Genomic DNA, 22529 nt, shown 5'->3' with positions numbered 1-22529 from the left:
TCGGCTTACTTTCTGTTTTTTCCAGTGCACAAGTCTTTGGCAGGGGCAATTCATGAATGCTCAATTCCAGGTGGCGCAAGCCACCGGTACGGCTGTTGCGACCAATTCAACCCCTGTTCGAACCTTCTCACTAACGAAGCCGCTGACCGATCAAGCCGTGGTGCTAAACCTCGGATATGATCAGAAGGTCAAGCTCGATTTCTCGGCAATTGCCAATGAGAAGATCACGCTCGTCCATGTCGGCGAGAAGCTGATCATTCTCTTTGACAACAAGTCGACGATCACCGTCGATCCCGTCTTCGACTCCCGGCACGACGGCCAGCAACTCCTGTCGATCGAGCTCGCGCCTGGGCGCGACGTCAACCTGCAGGAATTCGCGAGTCTCTTCCCCATTACAACCGATCAGTCGGTGCTGCCCGCTGCCGGTGACGGCAACGGCAACGCGCAAGGGAGCGGCGCCAACTTTACGAGCAGCACCGTCGACGCGTTGAGCGCCGGCGATCCGCTCGATCTGCTCGGACAGGAAGAACTTGGAACCTTCCAGACCGGCGATCCGCAGTTCCTCGCGGTCACGGCTCCTACAGTCAGCGTGACGGGTTCGATCGAACTTGTGGTCGACGAAAGCTTCATTCCGCTCAACGCCACGAATTCGGCCGGTTCGACGACCGGCCCGGCCGGGTCGAGCATCAGCACCCAGGCCCTCCAGGCCGTCTTCACGGTGAACTCGCAGATCGGCCTGCAGTCCCTGACCTATGCACTGAAGGTCGACAATCCGAATACCAATTTGATCGACTCGCTCAGCGGCAAACCCGTTGTCCTGGTCCAGAACGGGACCGGCGAAGTCGACGGAGTCGTCACGATCGATGGGCAGCAGGTCACGGTCTTCACGCTGACGGTGAACGGCAACGGTCTCATCACGATGACAGACCTGCGCGGCGTTCACGAGAACGATCCGCACGACAACAATGAGAGCATTCATCTCGATGCAGGTCTCGTCTCTGTAACGGCGACGGCGGTCGACGTCAGCGGCAACTCAACGAGCGGAACCTTCGACCTTGGTCCGCACATCACAATCAACGACGACAGCCCGAGCATCGACGTGGCGCAGGGCGAGGGCGGAGAAGAGGGGCCGCGGCTCCTGTTCCTCGGTCCCCTCGAAGTCGACGAGAGCGCGCTGCCGGACGGCACGCAGCCGGCATCGTTCTCGACCGTCGCCAAGCAGAACTTCAGCGGCGCCTTCACGCATGTCGATGGCGCCGATGGCGCCACCATCACCTTCGCGCTGTCCGTTACAGCCGGCGGCGTCGATACGCACCTGATCGATTCCCTGACCGGGCACGGGGTGTTCCTGTTCAACGAGAACGGCACGATCGTCGCGCGCGTTGGCGGGGAGGGCACCACGCCCGACGCCAATGGTGCGGTCGTTTTCACGCTCGAGGTGGATTCGTCGTCCGGCCAGGTGACGATGACGCTTGAGCGCTCGGTGCACGAGCTTACGCCTGAAGCGAATGTCCCGAGCGACGAGCCGATCCAGCTCTCGGGTGTCCCGATCACGCTGACCGCGACGATCACGGACAATGACGGCGATACGGACAGCGCCAGCATCGATATCGGCACGACGATCATCATTCATGACGATAGCCCGACCATCGCCGTAGTGCAGGGCGAGGGTGGCGAAGAGGGTCCGCAGCTCCCTGTCCTTGGTTCCCTGGAAGTCGACGAAAGCGCGCTGCCGGACGGCGTGCAGACGGCGTCGTTCCCGACCACGGCCACCCAGGACTTCAGCGGCTCGTTCACGCACGCCGCCGGCGCTGACGGCGCCACCGTCACTTATGCGCTGTCCGTTGCAGCCGGTGGTGTCGACACGGGTCTTGTGGATTCCCTCACCGGGAACAAGGTGTTCCTGTTCAGCGTGGACGGTGTCATCTCGGCCCGCGAAGGAACGGACGCCACCGCTGCGGCTTCGGGCCCCGAAGTTTTCAAGCTCGAAGTGGATTCCACGTCCGGCGAAGTCAAGCTGACGCTGGAGCGCTCGGTTCACGAGCTCATTCCTCAAGCGAATGTCGACAGCAACGAGTCGATCCAACTGACGGGCGTCCCGATCACGCTGACCGCGACGATCACGGACAATGACGGCGATTCAGACAGCGCCAGCATCGACATCAGCTCGACGATCGTCATTCACGACGACAGTCCTTCGCTGACCCTGTCAGCCAGCGAAGGATCCGTCACGATCGACGAAACGGCCGGTCAGCAGGCCGGCACCGACGAAGTCCAATTCACCGGCCTCTCGACCGCGGCGCAGACGGCGTTCGATGGCGTTGCAAACAAGGGCAGCGATCCCGACTTTTCGTCGGGTCAGAAGGACCATGGCGCGATCGGCTATGCCGTGAATTCGGGCCTTGTTTCCGCCAGCATCAATTTCGGCGCAGATGGCGCCGATGGTATCCAGTCGAAACTGTATGAACTGACGCTGGCCAAGAGCGGCGTCGAGTCGGGCCTCCAGACGACTTCGGGCCGCGAGATCTACCTGTTCCTCGAGAACGGTGTCGTCGTCGGCCGCTATGACGCACCTAATGACGGCAATACGGTTGTCAACGGAAGCGATCCGGCTGCTTTTGCGATCACTATCGATCCGGCCACCGGCGAGGTCTCGGTCGCTCAGTATGTCTCGCTCAATCAGCCGGACCACGCGACGGCCGCCAATAGCTACAACAGCTACAACGAGGCGATCTCGCTCGCGACGGGCAGCGTATCCATTCAACTGACGGTAACGGATGCCGATGGCGATACCGCCAGCGATCGTGTCGATATCTCCGGCAAGATCCAGTTCCTGGATGATGGCCCGAGCATCTCAGGCAAGGCGATCAATGAGAAGGTCGCCGAGAATGACATCGACACACAATATGCGTTGGGCACCAGCCCGAACGACGGCGACGCCGACGGCTCCTGGACCAACAGTCCCGACAACGAGAGCCCGGGTCCGGCCGACGTCTTCGGTACGCTCGCGGGTCATGTGAACTTCGGTGCCGACGGGCCGGGGGCGAACGCCTTCACCTTCGCGAGCAGCTATGCGACGACGTTGAGCAATCTGAACCTCACGTCGCACGGAACGGCGCTGACCTATCAGGTCAACGGCGACACGCTGACCGCCAGCGCCAACGGTCACACCATCTTCACGCTGCAGGTCAATGCCGCGACGGGGACCTATGCGTTCAAGCTCTACGATAGCCTTGACCACGTCACTGACAATGGCACCAATTCCGATCTGAAGTCGGGTAACAGCAGCATTTCCAGCATCGACTTCGGTTCGGTGCTGGTGGCGACGGATGGCGACGGCGATACGGTCGGCATGACCGGCCAGCTGAAAGTGACCATTGTCGACGACGTCCCGCACGCGCACGATATCACCGCCCAGAAGATCCTGGACGACGAAGCGCAATCGCTGTTCACGCCGGTGAACTTTGGCGGCAATGGCGACGTTTCTCCGAGCGTCAACTCGACCTCGGGCGGAGTTGGCTCGCTGTTTGCTCCGGGTGCCGATGACGTCAAGACCATCAGCTTTACGACGCCTTCGGATATTAAGGCCATCTACAAGCTGCAGAGCGGCTTGGCCGGGCAGGAGACGCTCGACTATACGACCACGACGAGCAACGGCCACACGATCCTGACCGCGACGGGTCACTCCTCGGGCAACGTCGTCTTCACGCTCGACGTCGCCGCCGACGGCTCCTACACCTTCAAGGTCAGCGAGCCGCTGGTCCATCCGACCAACAGCACGACGGAAGAAAACATCTCGGTGAAGATCGGCTTCACCGTAACCGACGGCGACGGCGACAAGGACACGGGTTCGCTGACCGTGAAGGTCAACGACGATACGCCCACGGTCGAAGTCGATCAGGCCCAGAATAACCAGCATCAGAATATCACGCTGGCGACGCTGACGCTCGACGAGTCGATCGGCACCACCGCCGGCGACTCGAACGCGACCAGCGACGATCGTGCCGGGGTCACCGCTCCCTCGCTGCTGACACTCGCCGATGCCACCAAGGCGATCGGCATCGTAAAGACGCCGACGTCCGGCGGGACCTCCGTGGCCGACTTGTTCACCACCGACGTCAGCTTCGGCGCCGACGGTGCCAAGTCCAATCCGACATCGACCTACAGCCTCACGTTGAAGGACGATCACGGCAACACGGTTTCGAACGGCTCCTCGACCGGCGTGGAAACCAACCTCGTCGTGACCGCGCTCGCCGGAACGGCTCTGGCGAACCTCACGGATGCGCAGCGCACGATCTACCTGTTCAAGGAAGCCGACGGTTCGATCGTCGGCAAGATCGGCATCGGCGGTGGCGGCAATGTCAGCGATTACGTTGCCGTGCACGTCGTCATCACCGGCACGCCCCCGCAGATCTCGATCGAGCAGTACCTGCCGATCGAGCACAGCAACACCGCGTCGAGCGACGAGGCCGCCTCCCTGACATTCGCGGATCGCGACGCCAGCCTTGGCGTCACCTTGACCGTCACCGCGACGGACGGCGACGGCGACGTCGCCTCGGACTCGAAAACCGTCACGCTGGTCGGCTCCGACGGCTCCCTGATCAAGATCGAGGATGACGGCCCGACGGTGACGCTGGCCACTACCTCTGCAAAGGTCGTCGAGGACGAAACGCCGGGCGTGCAGACCTCGCCGGATCCGAACGCCGCGAACGACGTGAGCAGCAGCGGGCTGCCGACCGGCGTGCTCGCCAAGTTCGACGCCATCTCCAACAAGGGCGTCGACAACGACGTTCCGTCCGGATCAAAGGACCATGGTGCGATCGGCTTTGCGGTCAGCACGTCGTCGCTGGTCTCCGTCACGGCCGATTACGGCACCGACGGCAAGGCCCTCACCAATTCGCAGGTGCTGGCGCTCGCCATCAATGGGGGTAACGGAGCGGATTCCGGCCTGAAGACCACCGATGGCCGCGCGATCCATCTGTTCATGGACAGCAATGGCCTGATCGTCGGCCGCTATGACGCGAACGGTGGAAACATCACCAGCAGCGATCCCGCGGCGTTTGCCATTGCGATTTCGCAGGACGGTAAGGTCAGCATCGCGCAGTACGTCTCGCTGCAGAATCCGACCGGTGGCACCAGCTATGACGAAGCGGCCACTGGACTGAAGAATGTGCTCGCCAGCGTGACCGTCACGGATGGTGATGGTGACACGGCGACCAAATCCGTCGACATCTCCGGCCAGATCCAGTTCCAGGATGACGGTCCGAGCATCGCGGGAACCGCCATCAGCGAGAAGGTCGCCGAGAACGACATCGACACGTCGTATGCGCACGGCACCAGCCCGAACGACGGCAACGGCGACGGCTCCTGGACCAACAGCCCCGACAACGAGAGCCCGGGTCCGGCCGACGTCTTCGGCACCCTCGCGGGTCACGTGAACTTCGGTGCGGACGGGCCGGGAGCGAATGCCTTCACGTTCGCGGCGAGCTATGCGACGACGCTTGGCAATCTGAACCTCACCTCGCACGGCACGGCGCTGACCTATCAGGTCAACGGCGACACGCTGACCGCCAGCGCCAATGGTCACACCGTCTTCACGCTGCAGGTCAATGCCGGGACGGGAAGCTATGCGTTCAAGCTCTACGACAGCCTCGACCATGTCACCGACAATGGTGCCAACACCGCGCTGAAGTCGGGCAATGGCAGCATTTCCAGCATCGATTTCGGTTCGGTGCTGGTGGCGACGGACGGTGATGGCGACACCATTGCCATGACCGGCCAGCTGAAGGTGACCATCGTCGACGACATTCCGAATGCGTACGATGTCACCTCCCAGAAGGTCCTGGACGACGAAGCGCAGTCACTGTTCACGCCGGTGAACTTCGGCGGCGACGGCGACGTCGCGCCGAGCGTCAACTCGACCACGGGCGGAGCCGGCTCGCTGTTTGCGCCGGGTGCGGACGGCATCAAGACCATCAGCTTTGCGGCACCCTCGGACATCAAGGCGATCTACCAGCTGCAGAGCGGCCTGGCCGGACAGGAGACGCTCGACTACGCGACGACGACGAGTAACGGCCACACGATCCTGACTGCGACGGGTCACTCCTCGGGCAACGTCGTCTTCACGCTCGACGTCGCCGCCGACGGCTCCTACACCTTCAAGGTCAGCGAGCCGCTGGTCCATCCGACCAACAGCACGACGGAAGAAAACATCTCGGTGAAGATCGGCTTCACCGTGACCGACGGCGACGGCGACAAGGACACCGGCTCGCTGACCGTGAAGGTCAACGACGACACGCCCACGGTCGAAGTCGATCAGGCCCAGAATAACCAGCATCAGAATATCACGCTGGACGCCGTGAAGATGGACGAGTCCATCCACGTGCTCGCCGGTGATACCAACGCGGCCGCCGACAATGTCAGCGGTGTCGCGGGCCCGACCGTGACGTCCACGCTCAATCCCGCACTGGCGATCGGCATCCTGTCGACGCCGGCGTCGAGCGACGGCACCTCGGTGAAGGAGCTGTTCGATCCCCAGGTCAGCTTCGGCGCCGATGGCGCCAAGGCGAATGCCACCTTCACTTATAGCTTCACATTGAAGGACGATAACGGCCAGACGGTGAACGGGCCGACGTCGCATGGCGTCGAGACCAATTTGGTCGTGACCGCATTGACCGGTACCTCGCTGGCCGGCCTGACCGACGCCCAGCGCACGATCTACCTGTTCAAGCAGGCCGACGGCTCGATCATCGGCCGCGTCGGTGACAATCCGAACGGAGCGATCGCGCTGCATATCGTGCTGTCGAGTTCGGCCGATCCGCAGATCACGGTCGAGCAGTATCTGCCGATCAAGCACGGCAACACGGCTTCGGGTGACGAGCCGGCGTCGCTGACCTTCGACGATCGCGATGCGAGCCTGGGCGTCACCCTGACGGTGTCGGCGACCGACGGCGATGGCGATACCGCAACGGACTCGAAAACCGTCACGATTGCCAGCCAGAGCTCGTCGTTCCTCGTCATCGAGGATGATGGTCCGACCCTGACTGTGACCGCGCCGGCTGCCATCAACGGCCTCGACTTCGGTACGTTCAATCTCAACAATAACGAATGGGGACTGGGAAGCGGGACCGCGACCGGCACCAACGGCGGCTGGACCATTTCGGATACTAACAGCGGCCATTCCGGCGGCGATCTGGTCGCCAATCCCGGCGGCGGCACCGTTCAGCTCGAGCGCGTCGGTGACGGCTACCAGGGCATGCATTCGTCGACCGGCAGCTACATGGTCGACCTCGATGCGTCTCCCCACGACGTCAAGATCAGCCAGGTCGTCAACGGCCTGACGACGGGTCAGACCTACGACCTGAGGTTCGAGGCGGGCGCGCCGTATCCCAATTCGGCCCATCTCGAAGTGTGGTTTGGCGGCGTCAAGATTGCCGACATCTCGCCCACCGGCCAGATGCAGGAATACACGATCCAGGTGGTGGCCGGGTCCGGCCCGAACCATGACAATGTTCTCGAATTCCGCGAGACCGGTGCGCCGGACAATCAGGGCACCTATCTTGCCAACGTCTCGGTCGGCACCCTTGTCATCGACGAGACTGCCAACATCCAGGCGGGTTCGAACGAAGTCAGCTCGGCAACCCTGTCTCCGCTGTTCGCCGCGGTCGCCCTCAAGGGCACCGATCCGGACATGGCGGCGCAGTACGCGCAGGGGACGACGGCGGCGGTCAGCGTCACCGCGGATTACGGCGTCGACGGCAAGGCGGCCACCAACGCGATGCTTTTCGCGCTGAGCACTGCCGTCAATCATACCGACTCGGGCCTGCAGACCACGGACGGGCACGAGATCTACCTGTTCAATGAAACCTATAACGGCGTCGGCTATGTCGTCGGCCGTTACGACGCGGCCAATGGCAGCGTCGATGGTAACGATCCCGCCGCCTTCGCGTTCACGATTGATCCGGCGACGGGCAAGCTGTCGGTCGCGCAATTCGTTTCGCTGCATCAGCCGAATACGCACAGCAACGACGAGGGCGTGTTCCTCGGCACCGGCACGCTCTCCGTCACGGTGACCATCAAGGACGGCGACAACGACACGGCGTCAAAGACCGTCGATATTTCCGCCAACATCCGCTTCGACGATGACGGTCCGACCGCGGCTTTGGTCGTGACCGAGACCAGCGTGACGATCGACGAAACGGCCGGGCAGGACGCCGGCACCAACGATGTCGCGCATCTGTCCGACTATACCGGTCTGTTCAGCTCGCTTCCGGGGACGCCGATCGAGATCGCGCGGAGCGGCGTGGCCGTCGTTTCCGCGGCTGCGACGGGCTACGGTGCCGACGGGCAGGGGGCTTCCCCGGTGTTCGCGCTGAACGTCTCCACCAGCGGAGTCGATTCAGGTCTCGATGCGACCGACGGGCGTAGTGTGTTCCTGTACAAGGAAGGCAACCTCATCGTCGGCCGCGAAGGCCTGGCGGATGGCACGGCCGATTCAAGCGGCAAGGTCGCCTTTGCAATCTCGATCGACAGCGCGACCGGCGTGGTGACGGTCGCCGAATATACGGCGCTCCATCACAACAACCCGCTCGATCCGAACGAAGCGTCGAGCCCGCTCTCGATCGCCACCAACGCCATCCAGGCGAGCGTGACGGTGACAGATGGTGACGGCGACACCTCGGTCGCCTCGGTCGGCATCGGCGGCCAGATCCGTTTCCTGGACGATGGTCCGACGGTGGCCGCGGCTCCGCTGAACCAGATCGTCAACGGCGACTTCTCGCAAGGTGTCTGGTCTGCACCGGATTGGTGGGGTTCGGTCTCCTACAACGTGGCGGGCTGGGCTCTCGCTCCGTCGCCGGTCAATCCTGGGACGGTCGATCTCGAAAGGGCGCCTGACGGTCTCTATGGCCTGCACAGCTCGACCGGCGGTTACATGGTCGATCTCGGCAGCTCGCCGGGCAACATGCAGATCACCCAGGACTTCCAGCCTGGTGCGCTCGCGCCCGGCCAGACCTACGCGATCCAGTTCGAAGCCGGTGCGCCGTTCCCGGAGACGGCCAAGCTCGAGGTGATCTGGGACGGCCAGGTGATCGGCACGATCGATCCGACCGGACCGATGACGTCCTACAACTTCATCGTCACGGCGAACGGAACGGCCGGCGATACCCTGATCTTCCGTGAAATTGGCACCGGCAATGCTCCGTTGGGCTATGACTCGCAGGGCCACAATCTCCAGGACGAAGGTTACCAGGGCACTTACCTCGCCAACGTCAAGCTAGTCGCGACCTATGTCGTCGACGAAGACGGCCTCTCGGCCGGCAACCACGACCTGCCGACTCCGTCGCAAGGCGATACTGCTGGAATCGCGACCTCGGTTACCGGCGCGCTCGGCATCAACTGGGGTGCCGACAATTACGATCCGTCGAACGACGGCACTCACGCCGATGGTTCGTTCGCGCAGGACAACAACGGATCCGCGCTCACCGGCCGCTACCTGACCTTCACTGACGCCACGGTCGGTGCCAGCGGCATTGCGGGCCCCGACCTGATGTCGAATGGCCAGGTCGTCAAGTACATGCTTGCGGACATGGGGACCACGCTGATCGGCTATGTCGGCGACCTCAACCACAAGGTCTTTGTGGTGTCGCTGTCCGACGACGGCACAGGTGCGTTCAAATTCAGCCTGCTCGGTCGGCTGGACCACGCGCCGAACGGCTCCGAGAACGATATCGACCTGACCTTCCACTTCACTGCGACCGACTCCGACGGCGATTCAGCCTCCGGCAGCTTCATGGTCGGCATCGACGACGACGTGCCGGTGGTGACCGCCGCGGGCGATACCGTCAATGTGAACGAAGCCAACCTGCTCGACGATCGCAATCCGAATCCGGTTGCGCTTCCGGGCGGCGGCTTCGCCGGCGAGGCGCAGGCCGCGACCGGCTTCTTCCACATCAACTGGGGTGCCGACAACGGCGATGCGAAGCATCTTGCCTTTGCCAAGGATTCCCAAGGCCATGTGATCGGTCCGCAGCTCGAGTCCGACGGCGTGCAGCTCGACTATGTCGTCCGCTTCCCCAGCGACTCGCCCGACAACGAGCAGATCATTGCCTACAAGCATGGCACGGACCCCGACGTTCAATCCAACGTGGTGTTCTCGATCACGCTCTACGAGCAGGGTCACGGCTACTACACCTATGTTCAGTACCAGAACATCGACCATCAGGGCTCCGGCACCGATGTCGCTCAGCTGAACTTCAACGTCATTGCGACGGACAGCGATGGCGACAGCGTCCAGACCTCGCTTACTGTCAATGTGACCGACGACGTGCCGCAACCGGTCGTGACCGCGCCCACAACGCCGGTTTTGATCGTCGACGAAACCGCTGGCGAGGACAGCGGGACGAACGACGTGGCGTCGACCCCGGCCTTGCAGGCGCTGTTCACCGGTGTCTCCAGCTCGCCGATCATCCAGTTCGCGCAGAGCGGCGCGGCCCTGTTCTCGACCACGGGCTCGACCTATGGCGCCGATGGCGCCAACGGTTCTGCCTTCGGTCTGTCGGTCACGAGCGGGACCGATTCCGGCCTGACCGCTACCGATGGCCACAAGATCTTCCTGTATCAGGAAGGCAATCTGGTGGTCGGCCACGAGGATAACGCGGCCGGCAAGGTTGCGTTCGCGATCGCGATCGATGCGGCTACGGGCCAGCTCAGCATCGCCGAGTACACTGCGATCCAGCATCCGAACCACAGCGACGCGGACGAGGCGGCCTCACCGCAGACCATCGCGAGCGGTGTCCTCAAGGTCACTTATTCGCTCACGGATGGCGATCACGACACGGTGGCCGCGTCCGCCGACATCGGGAGCCTGATCCAGTTCCGCGACGACGGTCCGACCGTCACGCCGCAGACGAACCTGATCGTCAACGGTAGCTTCGAGGAAGGGCACCCTGAACTCGGAACCAGCGGATGGTCGATCTTCCATTCGATCCCCGGCTGGACCACTGCGGACATCGGCGACGAGGGGCCGGCTGGCGACGTTCCCTTCGAGATCCAGGTCGGCGGCGTCGGTGGCACTCCGGCGCAGCACGGAAACGCGCTCGTCGAGCTCGATGCCGACCTCACCAGCGGCACCGTTCCCGGAGATACGACCCAGCATTTCAATGATTCCGGCCAGCTCAACGCGACGATCCAGCAGGTCGTGAACGGCACCACCGATGGTCAGACCTATGAGCTGACCTTCTGGTACGCCCCGCGCATCGGCGAGGGCGGCAACGACAGCGGCGGCCTGAACGTGCTGTGGAACGGGCAGATCGTGAAGACGATCAACTCGGACGGCATGACTGAAGGCCAGTGGCAGCAGATCACGGTGTTCGTTGAGGGCACCGGGGCAGACACGCTTGCATTCCAGGGCACGGGGCAGGCCAACCAGCTCGGCGCGCTGATCGACAATGTCAGCCTCATCGCTGCGACCGTCGTCGACGAGGACGGCCTGACGAAGGGCCATCACGATATGCCGACCGCGTCGGCGGGCGACATTGCCGTTCCCGATGCCGATGGCGACCATAACGAAGCCACCGCAACTGGTCTCCTCAGCATCAAGTGGGGCGCCGACAATGCGGACGCCGGCGTCGATACGACCGGCTCCATGGGCGCATCCGTTCAGGATCATCCCGGCGGTGCTGGCAATCGCAGCGTCACCTTTGCCGACAGCGCACTCGCCAGCTTCAGCGGCACCCTGACGTCGGGTTCGCTGACCTCGGACGGCCAGACGATCACGCTGTCCTACAACGCAGACCACACCGTTCTCACGGGCATCGCAGGCACCGGCGAGAACGCACGCGCGGTGTTCGAGGTTTCGCTGTCGGACGAAGGCACGGGCTCCTACCGCTTCATCCTGCTCGATCGCCTCGACCATGCGAGCGGCAACAACGAGAACAACATCGTTCTCAGCTTCAACTTCGTCGCGACGGATTCCGACGGCGATGCGGCGCCGGGTACGTTCACGGTCGTCGTCAATGACGACGTTCCGGTGCTTACGGGCCAGACCGCGTCCGGCACGGTGTACGAGGCCAACATTCCGGTCCCGACCACGACCGGCTTCAATTTCTCGTTCACCAGCGATACGGTGAACCAGGCACCGAACCTCGGCACCTCGCATCTGCACGTGACAGGAAGCTACGTTGCGGATGTCAGCGGACAACATGTCCTGTTCGGACCGGATGCGCCCGGAGGCGTCGGCGCCTCGCCGTTCAAGCTGACGGCCGATGCCGGCACCACCTTCACGGTGGATAGCGTCAAGCTCAGCCTTTGGGGCTCGGGCACGACGACCGCAACGGTCATCGGGATCGACGCAAACGGCGTGCAGCACACTGCCCAGGTGTCGCTGCACAACACGCTGACGCCCGATACTCTCTTCACGGCGTTTGCGGGCCTGCAACTGACGAGCCTCGAGGTCGATCCGGCCTCCGGATTTGCGGGACGTGTGATCCTCGACGACCTCGGCGTTCACACCACCACTACGCCCGCCACCAACTACACCCAGTCCATCGTCGACCTGACATCGCTGGTCGACGTCGGTCCGGATCAGCCCGGCACCTGGTCGCTGGCCTCGTTCTCGACGCCGCAGAACGTGGGTACGCTGAGCTACAACGGCACCCAGATCACGATGACGTCCGATGGTCACACGATCACCGGCGTTGCCGGTGGCGCGACCATCTTCACGCTGACGGTCGACCCGGCAACGGGCAAGGCCACGTTCGATCTGTTCAAGCCGGTCGATGGCGGCCTGGAGAAGCAGATCGACTTCGCGAATCTGGTGAAGTTCACCGACTATGACGGCGACAGCCTCACGCTCGGCACCGGTGAGCTCATCATCAAGATCGATTCACCGACGGACAAGCTGCCGACGGTGTCGGCGTCGTCGATCACGGTGAACGAGGCTGGCCTTCCGCCGCATGGCGGCCTGCCGGCCGGTTCGGCCGAAGCTGCCGACGGCAATCCGAACAACGACAGCAACCAGAGCGAGAAGCAGACGGGCACGATCGCAATCTCGCTCGGCGATATGCCGTCGGTTGTGACCATTGCCGGCCACGTCATCGATGCGGGCTTCGTCGGTCATACGATCGACGGCCAGTACGGCACGCTGACGATCACGAGCTTCAGCTCGACCTCGATCGGCTACAGCTACACGCTGACCACGAACGTCACCACGAATCCGTCCGCCAACGACGGCGCGGTCGTGTCCGGCCATGACGATTTCACCGTCAAGGTCACGGATGTCGACGGCCAGTCCCAGACCGCTACACTCTCGGTCAGCATCGTGGACGACGTCCCGGTCCTGATCGCATCTGGCAGCGTGACGGGAGAGGTCGACGAGGACGGCCTGGCCTCACCGAATCTGTCCACCGGAAACGCCGATGCCGGCCGGACCGGTGAAACCGCCGGCACCGAACATGCGACCGTCTCGGGAGATGCCGGTTCGCTGAAGGCACTGGTCAATTTCGGTGCGGACGGTGCGGGCGCGCATCCGTTCCAGCTCGTCGACCAGACCACCGCGTCGACCTGGATCAACGGCCTGCATCTGACGTCCCAGGGCAAGGCGGTCGACCACGCCACGGTTTCCGGCAACACCGTCACGGCGCAAAGCCAGGATGGTCGCGACATCTTCTCGCTCACCGTCAACGACGATGGATCGTGGACCTTTGCTCTCAACGACCAGCTCGATCATCCGAAACATGATGATCCCAGCACGCAGCCGGTGGAGAAGGAGTTCGAGGATACGATCTCGGTCAGCCTCGGTGGACTGATCAATGCGGTCGACGGCGATGGTGACGTGACCTCGCTGAGCTCGGCGAATTTCTCGGTCACGATCCGCGACGACGAGCCCTATTTCGGGACGATCAGCACGGGCTCGGTGACGCAGCTCCATACGGCCACGACCGGAACGTTCGATTTCCACGTCGGTGCCGGCGAGCCGGGGCACATCTCCGTGACGGCGCCGACCATCAGCGGCGTCAATGTCTCGACGTCCACTGACAGCAATGGCGTCACGACCGTCACCGGCACGTTCAGCGGCACCGGGCTGACCTACTACGTCCTCACGGTCAATCCGAACGGTACCTACAGCTTCGAGATCGACAACCTTCCGACGTCGACAACGCCGCTCGCTCCGGTGAGCACGCTGGGGGCGTTTGGTCCCACCCCGGTGAAGGATTTTGGTCTGTTCACGTTCTCGTCGGATCAGGACGTCAACGGTTCGGCCAACGGCGTCGGCGTCGCCAGCAATGGACTCGAGGGCGGCGAGCACCTGACAGTGACGTTCGACAACCCGATGACGGTTGCGAACGTCGGCATCAATCTGAACGGCAGCGGGAGTCTGACTCTCGCCTGGAAGGCGATCGACAGCGCAACGCACCAATACGAAACCGGCACAGCGACGTTGAACGCTGACGGTACGCTGACGGTCGACATCCTCGGCAATAACGCTTCAACCGACGGCGATCCGAATACGACGGATATCCTGCATTTCGACACGCTCGAAATCTCGGCCACTGGTCCGAACAGCATCCACGGCAGGATCGTGAGTGTTGGAGGAACACAGCTGACGCAGAGCGGCCAGGTCGCGCCGTTCGAGTTCACGCTGACCGGCAGCGACGCCGACGGAGACGTTGCGACTGGCACGATCCACATCAACGCCAACATCGGCGTCAACAACCTTCCGTCGATCATGTCGACCGACTCCGCAGCGCTGAACGATGCCGACGGCAACGATCACGCCACTGGTCCGACCTTGCATGCGTTCGTTGCCCAGTCTGTGACCGGCTCCCTGCACATCGACTACGGCCAGGACGGAGCGGGTTCGCCGAAGTTCACCGCGGTCTATGACGGCGGGCTGGGATCTGCCGTCTCGCAGACATCTGCGGCCGGCGTGACGACGATCACGACCGCGTCGTGGACGCTGACCATCAACGAGACCACGGGCGACTACACGTTCAAGCAGACCGCCGCGTATCACCATGACATCGGCGCGGACACCGATAGCGGACAGGTCACCGTCACGGTGAAGGACGCCAGCGGTGACACGGTCACGGGTACGCTGACGCTGACGATCAACGACGACCTCCCGGCTGCGTATGCGGACAGCAATTCGGCCCAGTCGGGTGCGATTGTTTCCGGCAACGTCGAGAGCAACGACGTCGGCGGCGCCGATGGCATCGCGTCGATCGCCTGGAGCAATGTGTCGGCCAATCACACGGTGCCGGGCGCTCATGGCGTGCTGACGGTCGGCACGGATGGCTCCTATAGCTATCATGCCAATCCGAACGCTCCGACCGGCTCCGACCAGTTCAGTTATACGATCACCGATGGCGACGGCGATACGTCGACAGCCACGCTGACGATCAATGTCACGAACGGCCAACCCACGATCAGCGCTGCAGTCGCGACGGTCGACGAGGCCGCGCTCGACACCACGAAGGACACCGGCGATCTCGCGTTGAGCGCTTTCACCGGCTCGCATCCGATGTCGGGTGCGGAGACGGCGACGGGAACGCTGTCGATCACCGATGCGGATGGCGCCACGGTCACCGGCGTTGCCGCCGGCAACAGCGGTGCCGATGTCAGCGGCCATGTCGGGACCCTGGTTCAGGGCACCTATGGCGTGCTCGAGATCGACTCCGCGGGCCACTACACCTACACGCTGACGAAGCCCGTCACGGAAAGCCCGGCTGCCGATAACAGCACGGACACCGTCAATGGCGCGGATGTGTTCACCTTTACGGTGACGGATGCGCTCGGAAACACGTCAACTTCGACGGTTACCATCAACATCAAGGATGACGTTCCGACCGCGAACAGCGATGCCAAATCGCTCGAATCCGGCGCAATCGTTTCCGGCAACGTCGAGAGCAACGACGTCGGCGGTGCCGACGGCATAGCGTCGATCGCCTGGACCGGCGCATCGAGCGGCTCCATCACCGGCTCCTACGGCACGCTGACGGTCGGAACCGACGGCTCGTACAGCTATCATGCCAACACCAACACCGCGGGCACCGATCACTTCACGTACACCATCACCGATGGTGACGGCGACAAGTCGACGGCGACGTTGACCATTGATGTCGCGAACGGTCAGCCCACGATCGCAGCTGCGGTCGCGACGGTCGATGAGTCCGCGCTCGACACCACGAAGGACACCGGCGATCTCGCGTCGAGCACTTACACCGGCTCGCATCCGACGTCGGGTGCGGAGACGGCGACGGGAACGCTGTCGATCACCGATGCGGATGGTGCCACGGTCACCGGCGTTGCCGCCGGCAACAGCGGTGCCGATGTCAGCGGCCATGTCGGGACCCTGGTTCAGGGCACCTATGGCGTGCTCGAAATCGACTCCGCGGGCCACTACACCTACACGCTGACGAAGCCCGTCACGGAAAGCCCGGCTGCCAACAACGGCACCGATACCGTCAACGGTGCGGACGTGTTCACCTATACGGTGAAGGATGCGCTCGGAAATACGTCGACCTCGACAGTTTCCATCAACATCAAGGACGATGTTCCGACGGCGCAAGGCGAGACGGCGAACGTAGCCGAGGCTTCGGCGACCAACGTCGTGTTCATGATCGACACGTCGGGCAGCACGGACGGCACCGCTCTCGCGCGCGAGAAGCAGGCTGCGGTCAATCTCCTGAATGCCGGCATCAACGGCGGTCAGGTCCTGGTGGTCGATTTCAGCGACTCCGCCCACGCGTCGGGCTGGATGAGCGTTTCGGACGCGATCACCTACATCAATCAGCTCAGCGCCGGCGGCGACACGAACTACGATCTCGCCCTGAGCACCACGCAAACCTACATCAACACCCACACGACGCCGGACGCTGGCCAGACCATCGCGTACTTCCTGTCCGATGGTCAGCCGAACGAGCCGTCGGGCAGCGTCGGCATCAACGGCACCGAACAGGCCGCGTGGGATTCGTTCCTGGCGACCAATCACATCAGCGTGGTCTACGGCGTCAACGTTTCCTCGAGCAGCGGCGACTCCGACATCGCGCCGATCGCGTACCCGAGCTCGGGCAACAATATCGGCATCGGCAGCAACGCCAACGGACTGCTCAACACGATCCCGGCGTCCGTTCACACCACGTCCGGTAACGTGCTGACGAACGACACGTTCGGCGCGGACGGCCACGGCACCGGCGCGGGGATTCTGTCGATCAAGGTCGGCAGCACGACCTACACGTTCGACGGGACGAACTTCAATGACGGGCAGGGACACACCACGTCAGGTGCCGTCCTGACGGCAACGACGTCTCTCGGCACGCTGACGTTCAACTTCTCGACCGGCGCGTATTCCTACTCGACGTCCGCGTCAGTCAGCGCCAACCAGACCGAGACCTTCCACTACACGCTCGTGGATCGTGACGGAGATCAGTCCGGCGCGGATCTGTCGATCATCATCAAGAATGCGCCGCATGCGCCGACCGGGCTCGATCTGGCCTCGGCGGATGACAGCGGAACCAACAGCGACAACGTCACCAATCACACCACCGGCCTCACGATCTCGGGCGTGGCGGAGAACGGGACCACGGTGACGCTGTACGACGACGCCAACAACAACGGCAGCCAGGACTCCGGCGAAGCCACGCTGGGCTCCGCCAATGTCAGCGGCGGCACGTTCAGCGTCGACGTCGCGCTGGCGGAAGGTGTTCATCACGTTCGCGGCTTCGAGACCGACGGCTCCGGCAATGTGAGCCCGTCGTCCTCGCCGCTCGACATCACGGTCGATACGACAGCGCCGGTGGTGACCTTCACCAACATGGTCAACGACACCGGTCTCTCGTCGAGCGACTACATCACCAATGACGACAACAAGCTGACGTTCAACGGCACTGGCGAGGCCGGGGGCACCGTCACGCTGACCCGGGGAAGCACTGTCGTCGGTTCCGCGACCGTAGACGGCACGGGCCACTGGACCATCACGGACGGCGACAGCTCCATCAACGACGGGAATTACACCTACAAGGCGACCGAGGTCGATCTGGCCGGCAACACCGGCAGCGCGACGGTCAATGTCACGGTGGATACGGTTCGGCCGACGGAAGACGTCAGCATCAAGTCGATCTCGCAGGACACGGGTGTGTCGTCGACTGACTTCGTCACCAATGACACCCAACTGACGGTCTCGGGCACCAACGATGCGCTTGCCGCGGGAGACAGGGTGCAGGTCAGCAGTGATGGCACCAACTGGGTCGATGCGACCCAGGTGGATGCAACCCACTGGACCTATGCCGATCCGGCCACACACACGACGGACTTCACCTACTACGCGCGGGTCGTCGACACCGCGGGGAACGTCAGTTCCAGTTCCCATCAGGACAGCGAAGAGGTCGATATCGACCTCACGGCGCCAAGCACGACCGTGGCGATCTCCGGCATCCAGAACGATACCGGTGCAAGCTCGTCGGACTTCATCACCAGCGACCGCACGCTGACGCTGAACGGCACGTATGGCGGGAGCTTGGGCAGCAACGTCATCCAGGTGAGCACAGACGGCGGGCAGACCTGGAATAACGCCAGCGCCTCGTTCGGTTCCTGGAGCTACTCGGATCCGGCCACTCATGCCGACGGCACGTTCATCTACCAGGTTCGTGTCATCGACGTTGCCGGAAATGTCGGCAATACGACCTCGCATAGCGTGACGGTCGACGGTACCGCACCGACGATCGCAATCGCGACGACGCTCGCGGGAGACAATGTCGTCAATGCAGCCGAGGATGGCTCGCTCGTGATCTCCGGCACCACGACGGGTGCGGAGGATGGGAGGACCGTGACGGTGACGCTGTTCGACGGCTCGCATAGCGTGACGAAGACGACGACCGTGTCCAACGGTGCCTGGTCGACGTCCGGAGCCGATATCAGCGGTTTCACCAATGGCAACGTCACCGTGCGCGCCGACGTCTCAGACGTCGCCGGGAATGCGGCTACGCAGGCCAGCAAGACCATTACGCTGGACAACGTGGCGACGATCTCGATCGCATCGACGATTGCCGGTGACAACATCGTCAATGCCGCCGAAGACGGCTCGGTGGTGATTTCGGGCACCACGACGAGCGTTGAAAACGGCCGGACGGTTACGGTGACATTGTCCGACGGCGTGCACACCGCCGTGACCACGACCGCTACGGTCAACAACAACGCATGGACCGCGACTGGGGCCAATATCAGTGGCCTCAACAATGGCAGCATCACGGTAAAGGCGGACGTGTCCGACGCCGTGGGCAATCAGGCGACCCAGGCCAGCAAGACGATCGCGCTGGACAATGTGGCGCCCAACGCGCCTTCAGCGCCCAACATGACAACGGCCAGTGATACCGGAGCGTCGAACTCCGACAACATCACCAGCGACCAAACTCCGACCTTCACCGGCTCGGCGACGACCGGCACCAACGTGACGATCTATTCTGACGGTGTCGCCGTCGGGTCGGGTACCGCGAGCAGCGGAAGCTACTCGATCACCACCAGCACGTTGCCCGATGGACAGCATACCATCACGGCAACGGCGACTGACGCGGCCGGTAATGTGAGTGTGGCCAGCAGCGGCCTTTTGGTACGAATTGATCATACGGCGCCGACAGTGGCCATCACGACGGCCAACTCCACCTCGGATGTCATCGCGGGCACGGTCAGTGACTCCGGAAGTGGTGCCGTCTCTGTAGAGGTGACCAGAAACAGTACCTCGCTAGGCACCGACACGTCTTTCCCGAGCGGCAATTGGAGTATCTCAAGCAACAACTTCAATTCGGGGAACACGGTCACAGCAACGGCGACCGACCTGGCCGGCAACACGGCCACCGCATCGCTGAAGGCTGTCGCCCCCGCCGGCACCTCCGGCGAGGCGATCAACCTTGCTCTCGCCAGCACCGTCGCCGCCTCGCATGTCGGCCCGGTCTCGCTGACCATCTCCGGCGTGCTGGAGGGCTGGACCCTGAACGACGGCACACGTAATGCCGACGGTACCTGGTCGGTCCTGTCCAACGACGTCAGCAGCCTGTCGGTGACCTCGCCCGATGGTTTCACCGGCGCGCTGGTGTTCAACGTCATGGAGAGCTGGACCAACGCGGACGGCAGCGTCGGCACGGCCTATGTCCTCGACAACGTCGAGGCCTATGCCAAGGGCGCGCCGATCTTCGCCTGGTCCGGCGACGACACGCTGACTGCGTCGAGCGGCGACGATACGCTGGTCTTCGCCAACCGGATCGGCACCGATGTCGTGCACAAGTTCGACGTTGCGCATGACAAGATCGACCTGATCGGCTTCGACGGCTTCTCGAGCTTTGCCGACGTTCAGGCGCATCTTTCGACCGATGCGGCCGGCAATGCCGTCCTCACGCTTGGCGACGGCCAGACGATCACTCTGGTCGGCGTCGACGCGAAGACGCTGACCGGCGACGATTTCGTCTTCAACGAGACGCCGGTGATCCACAATACCGGCGATATCGTCCTGGGCGACGGCGCGATGTTGCCGCTGAGCGGCATCGTCGACAATTCGGGCAGGATCGAGCTCGGCTCGGCCGGTTCGACCACCGAGCTCGAGATCATCCAGCATGGTGCGACGCTCCAGGGCGGCGGAACGATCGTGTTGTCCGACAATTCGGAGAACCTCATCGTCGGCAGCCAGGGTGATGTCACGCTCACCAACGTGGACAACACCATCATGGGTGCGGGCGAGATCGGCGACGGTCAGCTCACGCTCGTCAACGAAGGCACGATCGTGGCGACCGGCGTGAACGCGCTGGTGATCGACACGGGGACGAACGTCATCACCAACTCCGGCACGCTCGAGGCTGCCGGATCAGGCGGCCTGATCATTCACGGGACGATCGACAACGAAGGCCTGCTGTGGGCCAACGACGGCGATCTCTCCGTGTCGGGCGATGTCAACGGTGGCGGCTCGGCCCTGATCTCGGGCCACGGCCTGCTCGAACTGGCCGGCGCGTTCAGCGGCGAGATCAAGTTCGACGCCGCCGCGTCCGGAACGCTCGTGCTCGACAATCCCTCGGATTTCCACGGGATTCTGTCCGGGTTCGACGGCAACGACACGCTGGATCTCGAGGGCTTCCTCGGTGGCAGCACGACCATGAGCTACAACGAAAACGCGCAGGGCAATGGTGGTGTTCTGACGGTGACGGATGGAAAGACGACCGCGAATATCGCCTTCACCGGCGAGCATGCGGCGTCCGATTTCCATCTCGATACGGGCGGCTCGGCGAACCAGGTCCTGGTCCATCTCGAGAACCAGGCCCAGCAGCAGGCGGCCGCGATGGTGCACGCAGCGTAGTGGGCTGACGAGCCTTCACAAAGAAAGGCGTCGGTTCGTCCGGCGCCTTTTTTCTTGTTTTATAGCATTTGTCCGCGAGCGGTGCTGGCGATCACAGCAGGAGCGGCAAGGAGCCGAGGCCGCCTTGGCCACCGCTACCGAGTGTCTCCTCTCCGGTCCATTCGACACGGTCGGTGCCTTCGGCCGCCGGTGCGGCCGCGATTTCGCCGGTGAGAGGCTGCCGTTTCGCGTAGGGCGCCGCGAACAGGTGAACACCGTCATGATTGATGGCGAACAGCGGAGTGAGGCTTGTTGCTTCGCCATCCTCGATCAGGCTGTTCCGCCGATTGTCGAGAATGAGCCAGCGGCCATCAAGGCGTGCGGCGAGCACCGCATGATCCTGGCGTACGGCGCGGTCGCGCACCAGCACGAGCCGCATGTCCTCGCTCGGAAATCCAGCCTCGTTCAGCGCCAACAGTTTCGCGATGGCATAGTCCTCGCAATCGCCCTTGGTCGTGGCGAAAGTCTCGAGCGGCGAGCTCCAGCGGTCGGCCTCGCCGTGCTGCGCGAAGTCGCTGACGTAGCGAACGACCATGTTGACGGCCCAGTTCGCCTCATCGAGGCGGTCCCGCCCTGATTTTGATTTGACGGAGGCGATCAGCCGCAGGAACTGGGCAGCATAGGTGGGGCAATTGCCAGCGTCCGACTGGCACTGTTTGAGTGTCTCGGCGTCCTTTGTGAGCTTCGCCTCGAGGCCACGCCACTTGTGCCACAGCAGCCCCTCGGGCGCGCGGAAGGTGAACAGGCCGAACGGTTCTTCGCCCTTGGCGGGTGCCGGTTTGGGTTCTGGTGCTGCGTCGGTCGCGGTACCGGAAGGCGTGAGGGCGGCAAGGCGGACCGCCTTCGGGCCGCGACCTCGCATTGCGTCGAGCTTGGAGAGCACATCGTTGATGCGGAAGAACGTCGCCGGCGGACGTGAGGCGGCGTCAATGCCGGGCGCGAAGGCTTCCTGAGAGTCCGACGCCATGGAGTCCGAAGCAATGGCCTCATCGGCCCGGGAGGGCGATGTTGCACCGGTCGCGATCAACGCAATCAGGCCGACGCCAAGCGCGCGCAAGCCTGCTCGCTGCAATTCCAATTGCAGTGCCATAAACGACGTCCCCTGCCGGGAGCGTCGTCAACGTCTATTGCGTCGATCCACGCCCCGATCCTGTTG

The 22529-nt window shown here is 63.3% G+C and carries 2 protein-coding genes; one reads left to right on the top strand and one right to left on the bottom strand.

What is annotated here, in order from left to right; translation table 11 throughout:
* The first annotated feature begins 52 nt into the window (after positions 1–52).
* Positions 53–21334, top strand: coding sequence for a DUF5801 repeats-in-toxin domain-containing protein (locus NLM25_RS28140; RefSeq protein WP_254139159.1), 21282 nt, complete (start codon positions 53–55; stop codon positions 21332–21334).
* 91 nt (positions 21335–21425) lie between these two features.
* Here NLM25_RS28140 and NLM25_RS28135 read toward each other — a convergent pair whose 3' ends face one another.
* Positions 21426–22463, bottom strand: coding sequence for a transglutaminase-like cysteine peptidase (locus NLM25_RS28135; RefSeq protein ID WP_254139158.1), 1038 nt, complete (start codon positions 22461–22463; stop codon positions 21426–21428).
* Positions 22464–22529: the final 66 nt, after the last annotated feature.

Origin of the sequence: Bradyrhizobium sp. CCGB01 (genome assembly GCF_024199795.1) — a bacterium.
Taxonomy (GTDB): domain Bacteria; phylum Pseudomonadota; class Alphaproteobacteria; order Rhizobiales; family Xanthobacteraceae; genus Bradyrhizobium.
Note: the sequence above shows the minus strand (reverse complement) of the source record. Positions and strands in the feature narration are given on the sequence as shown.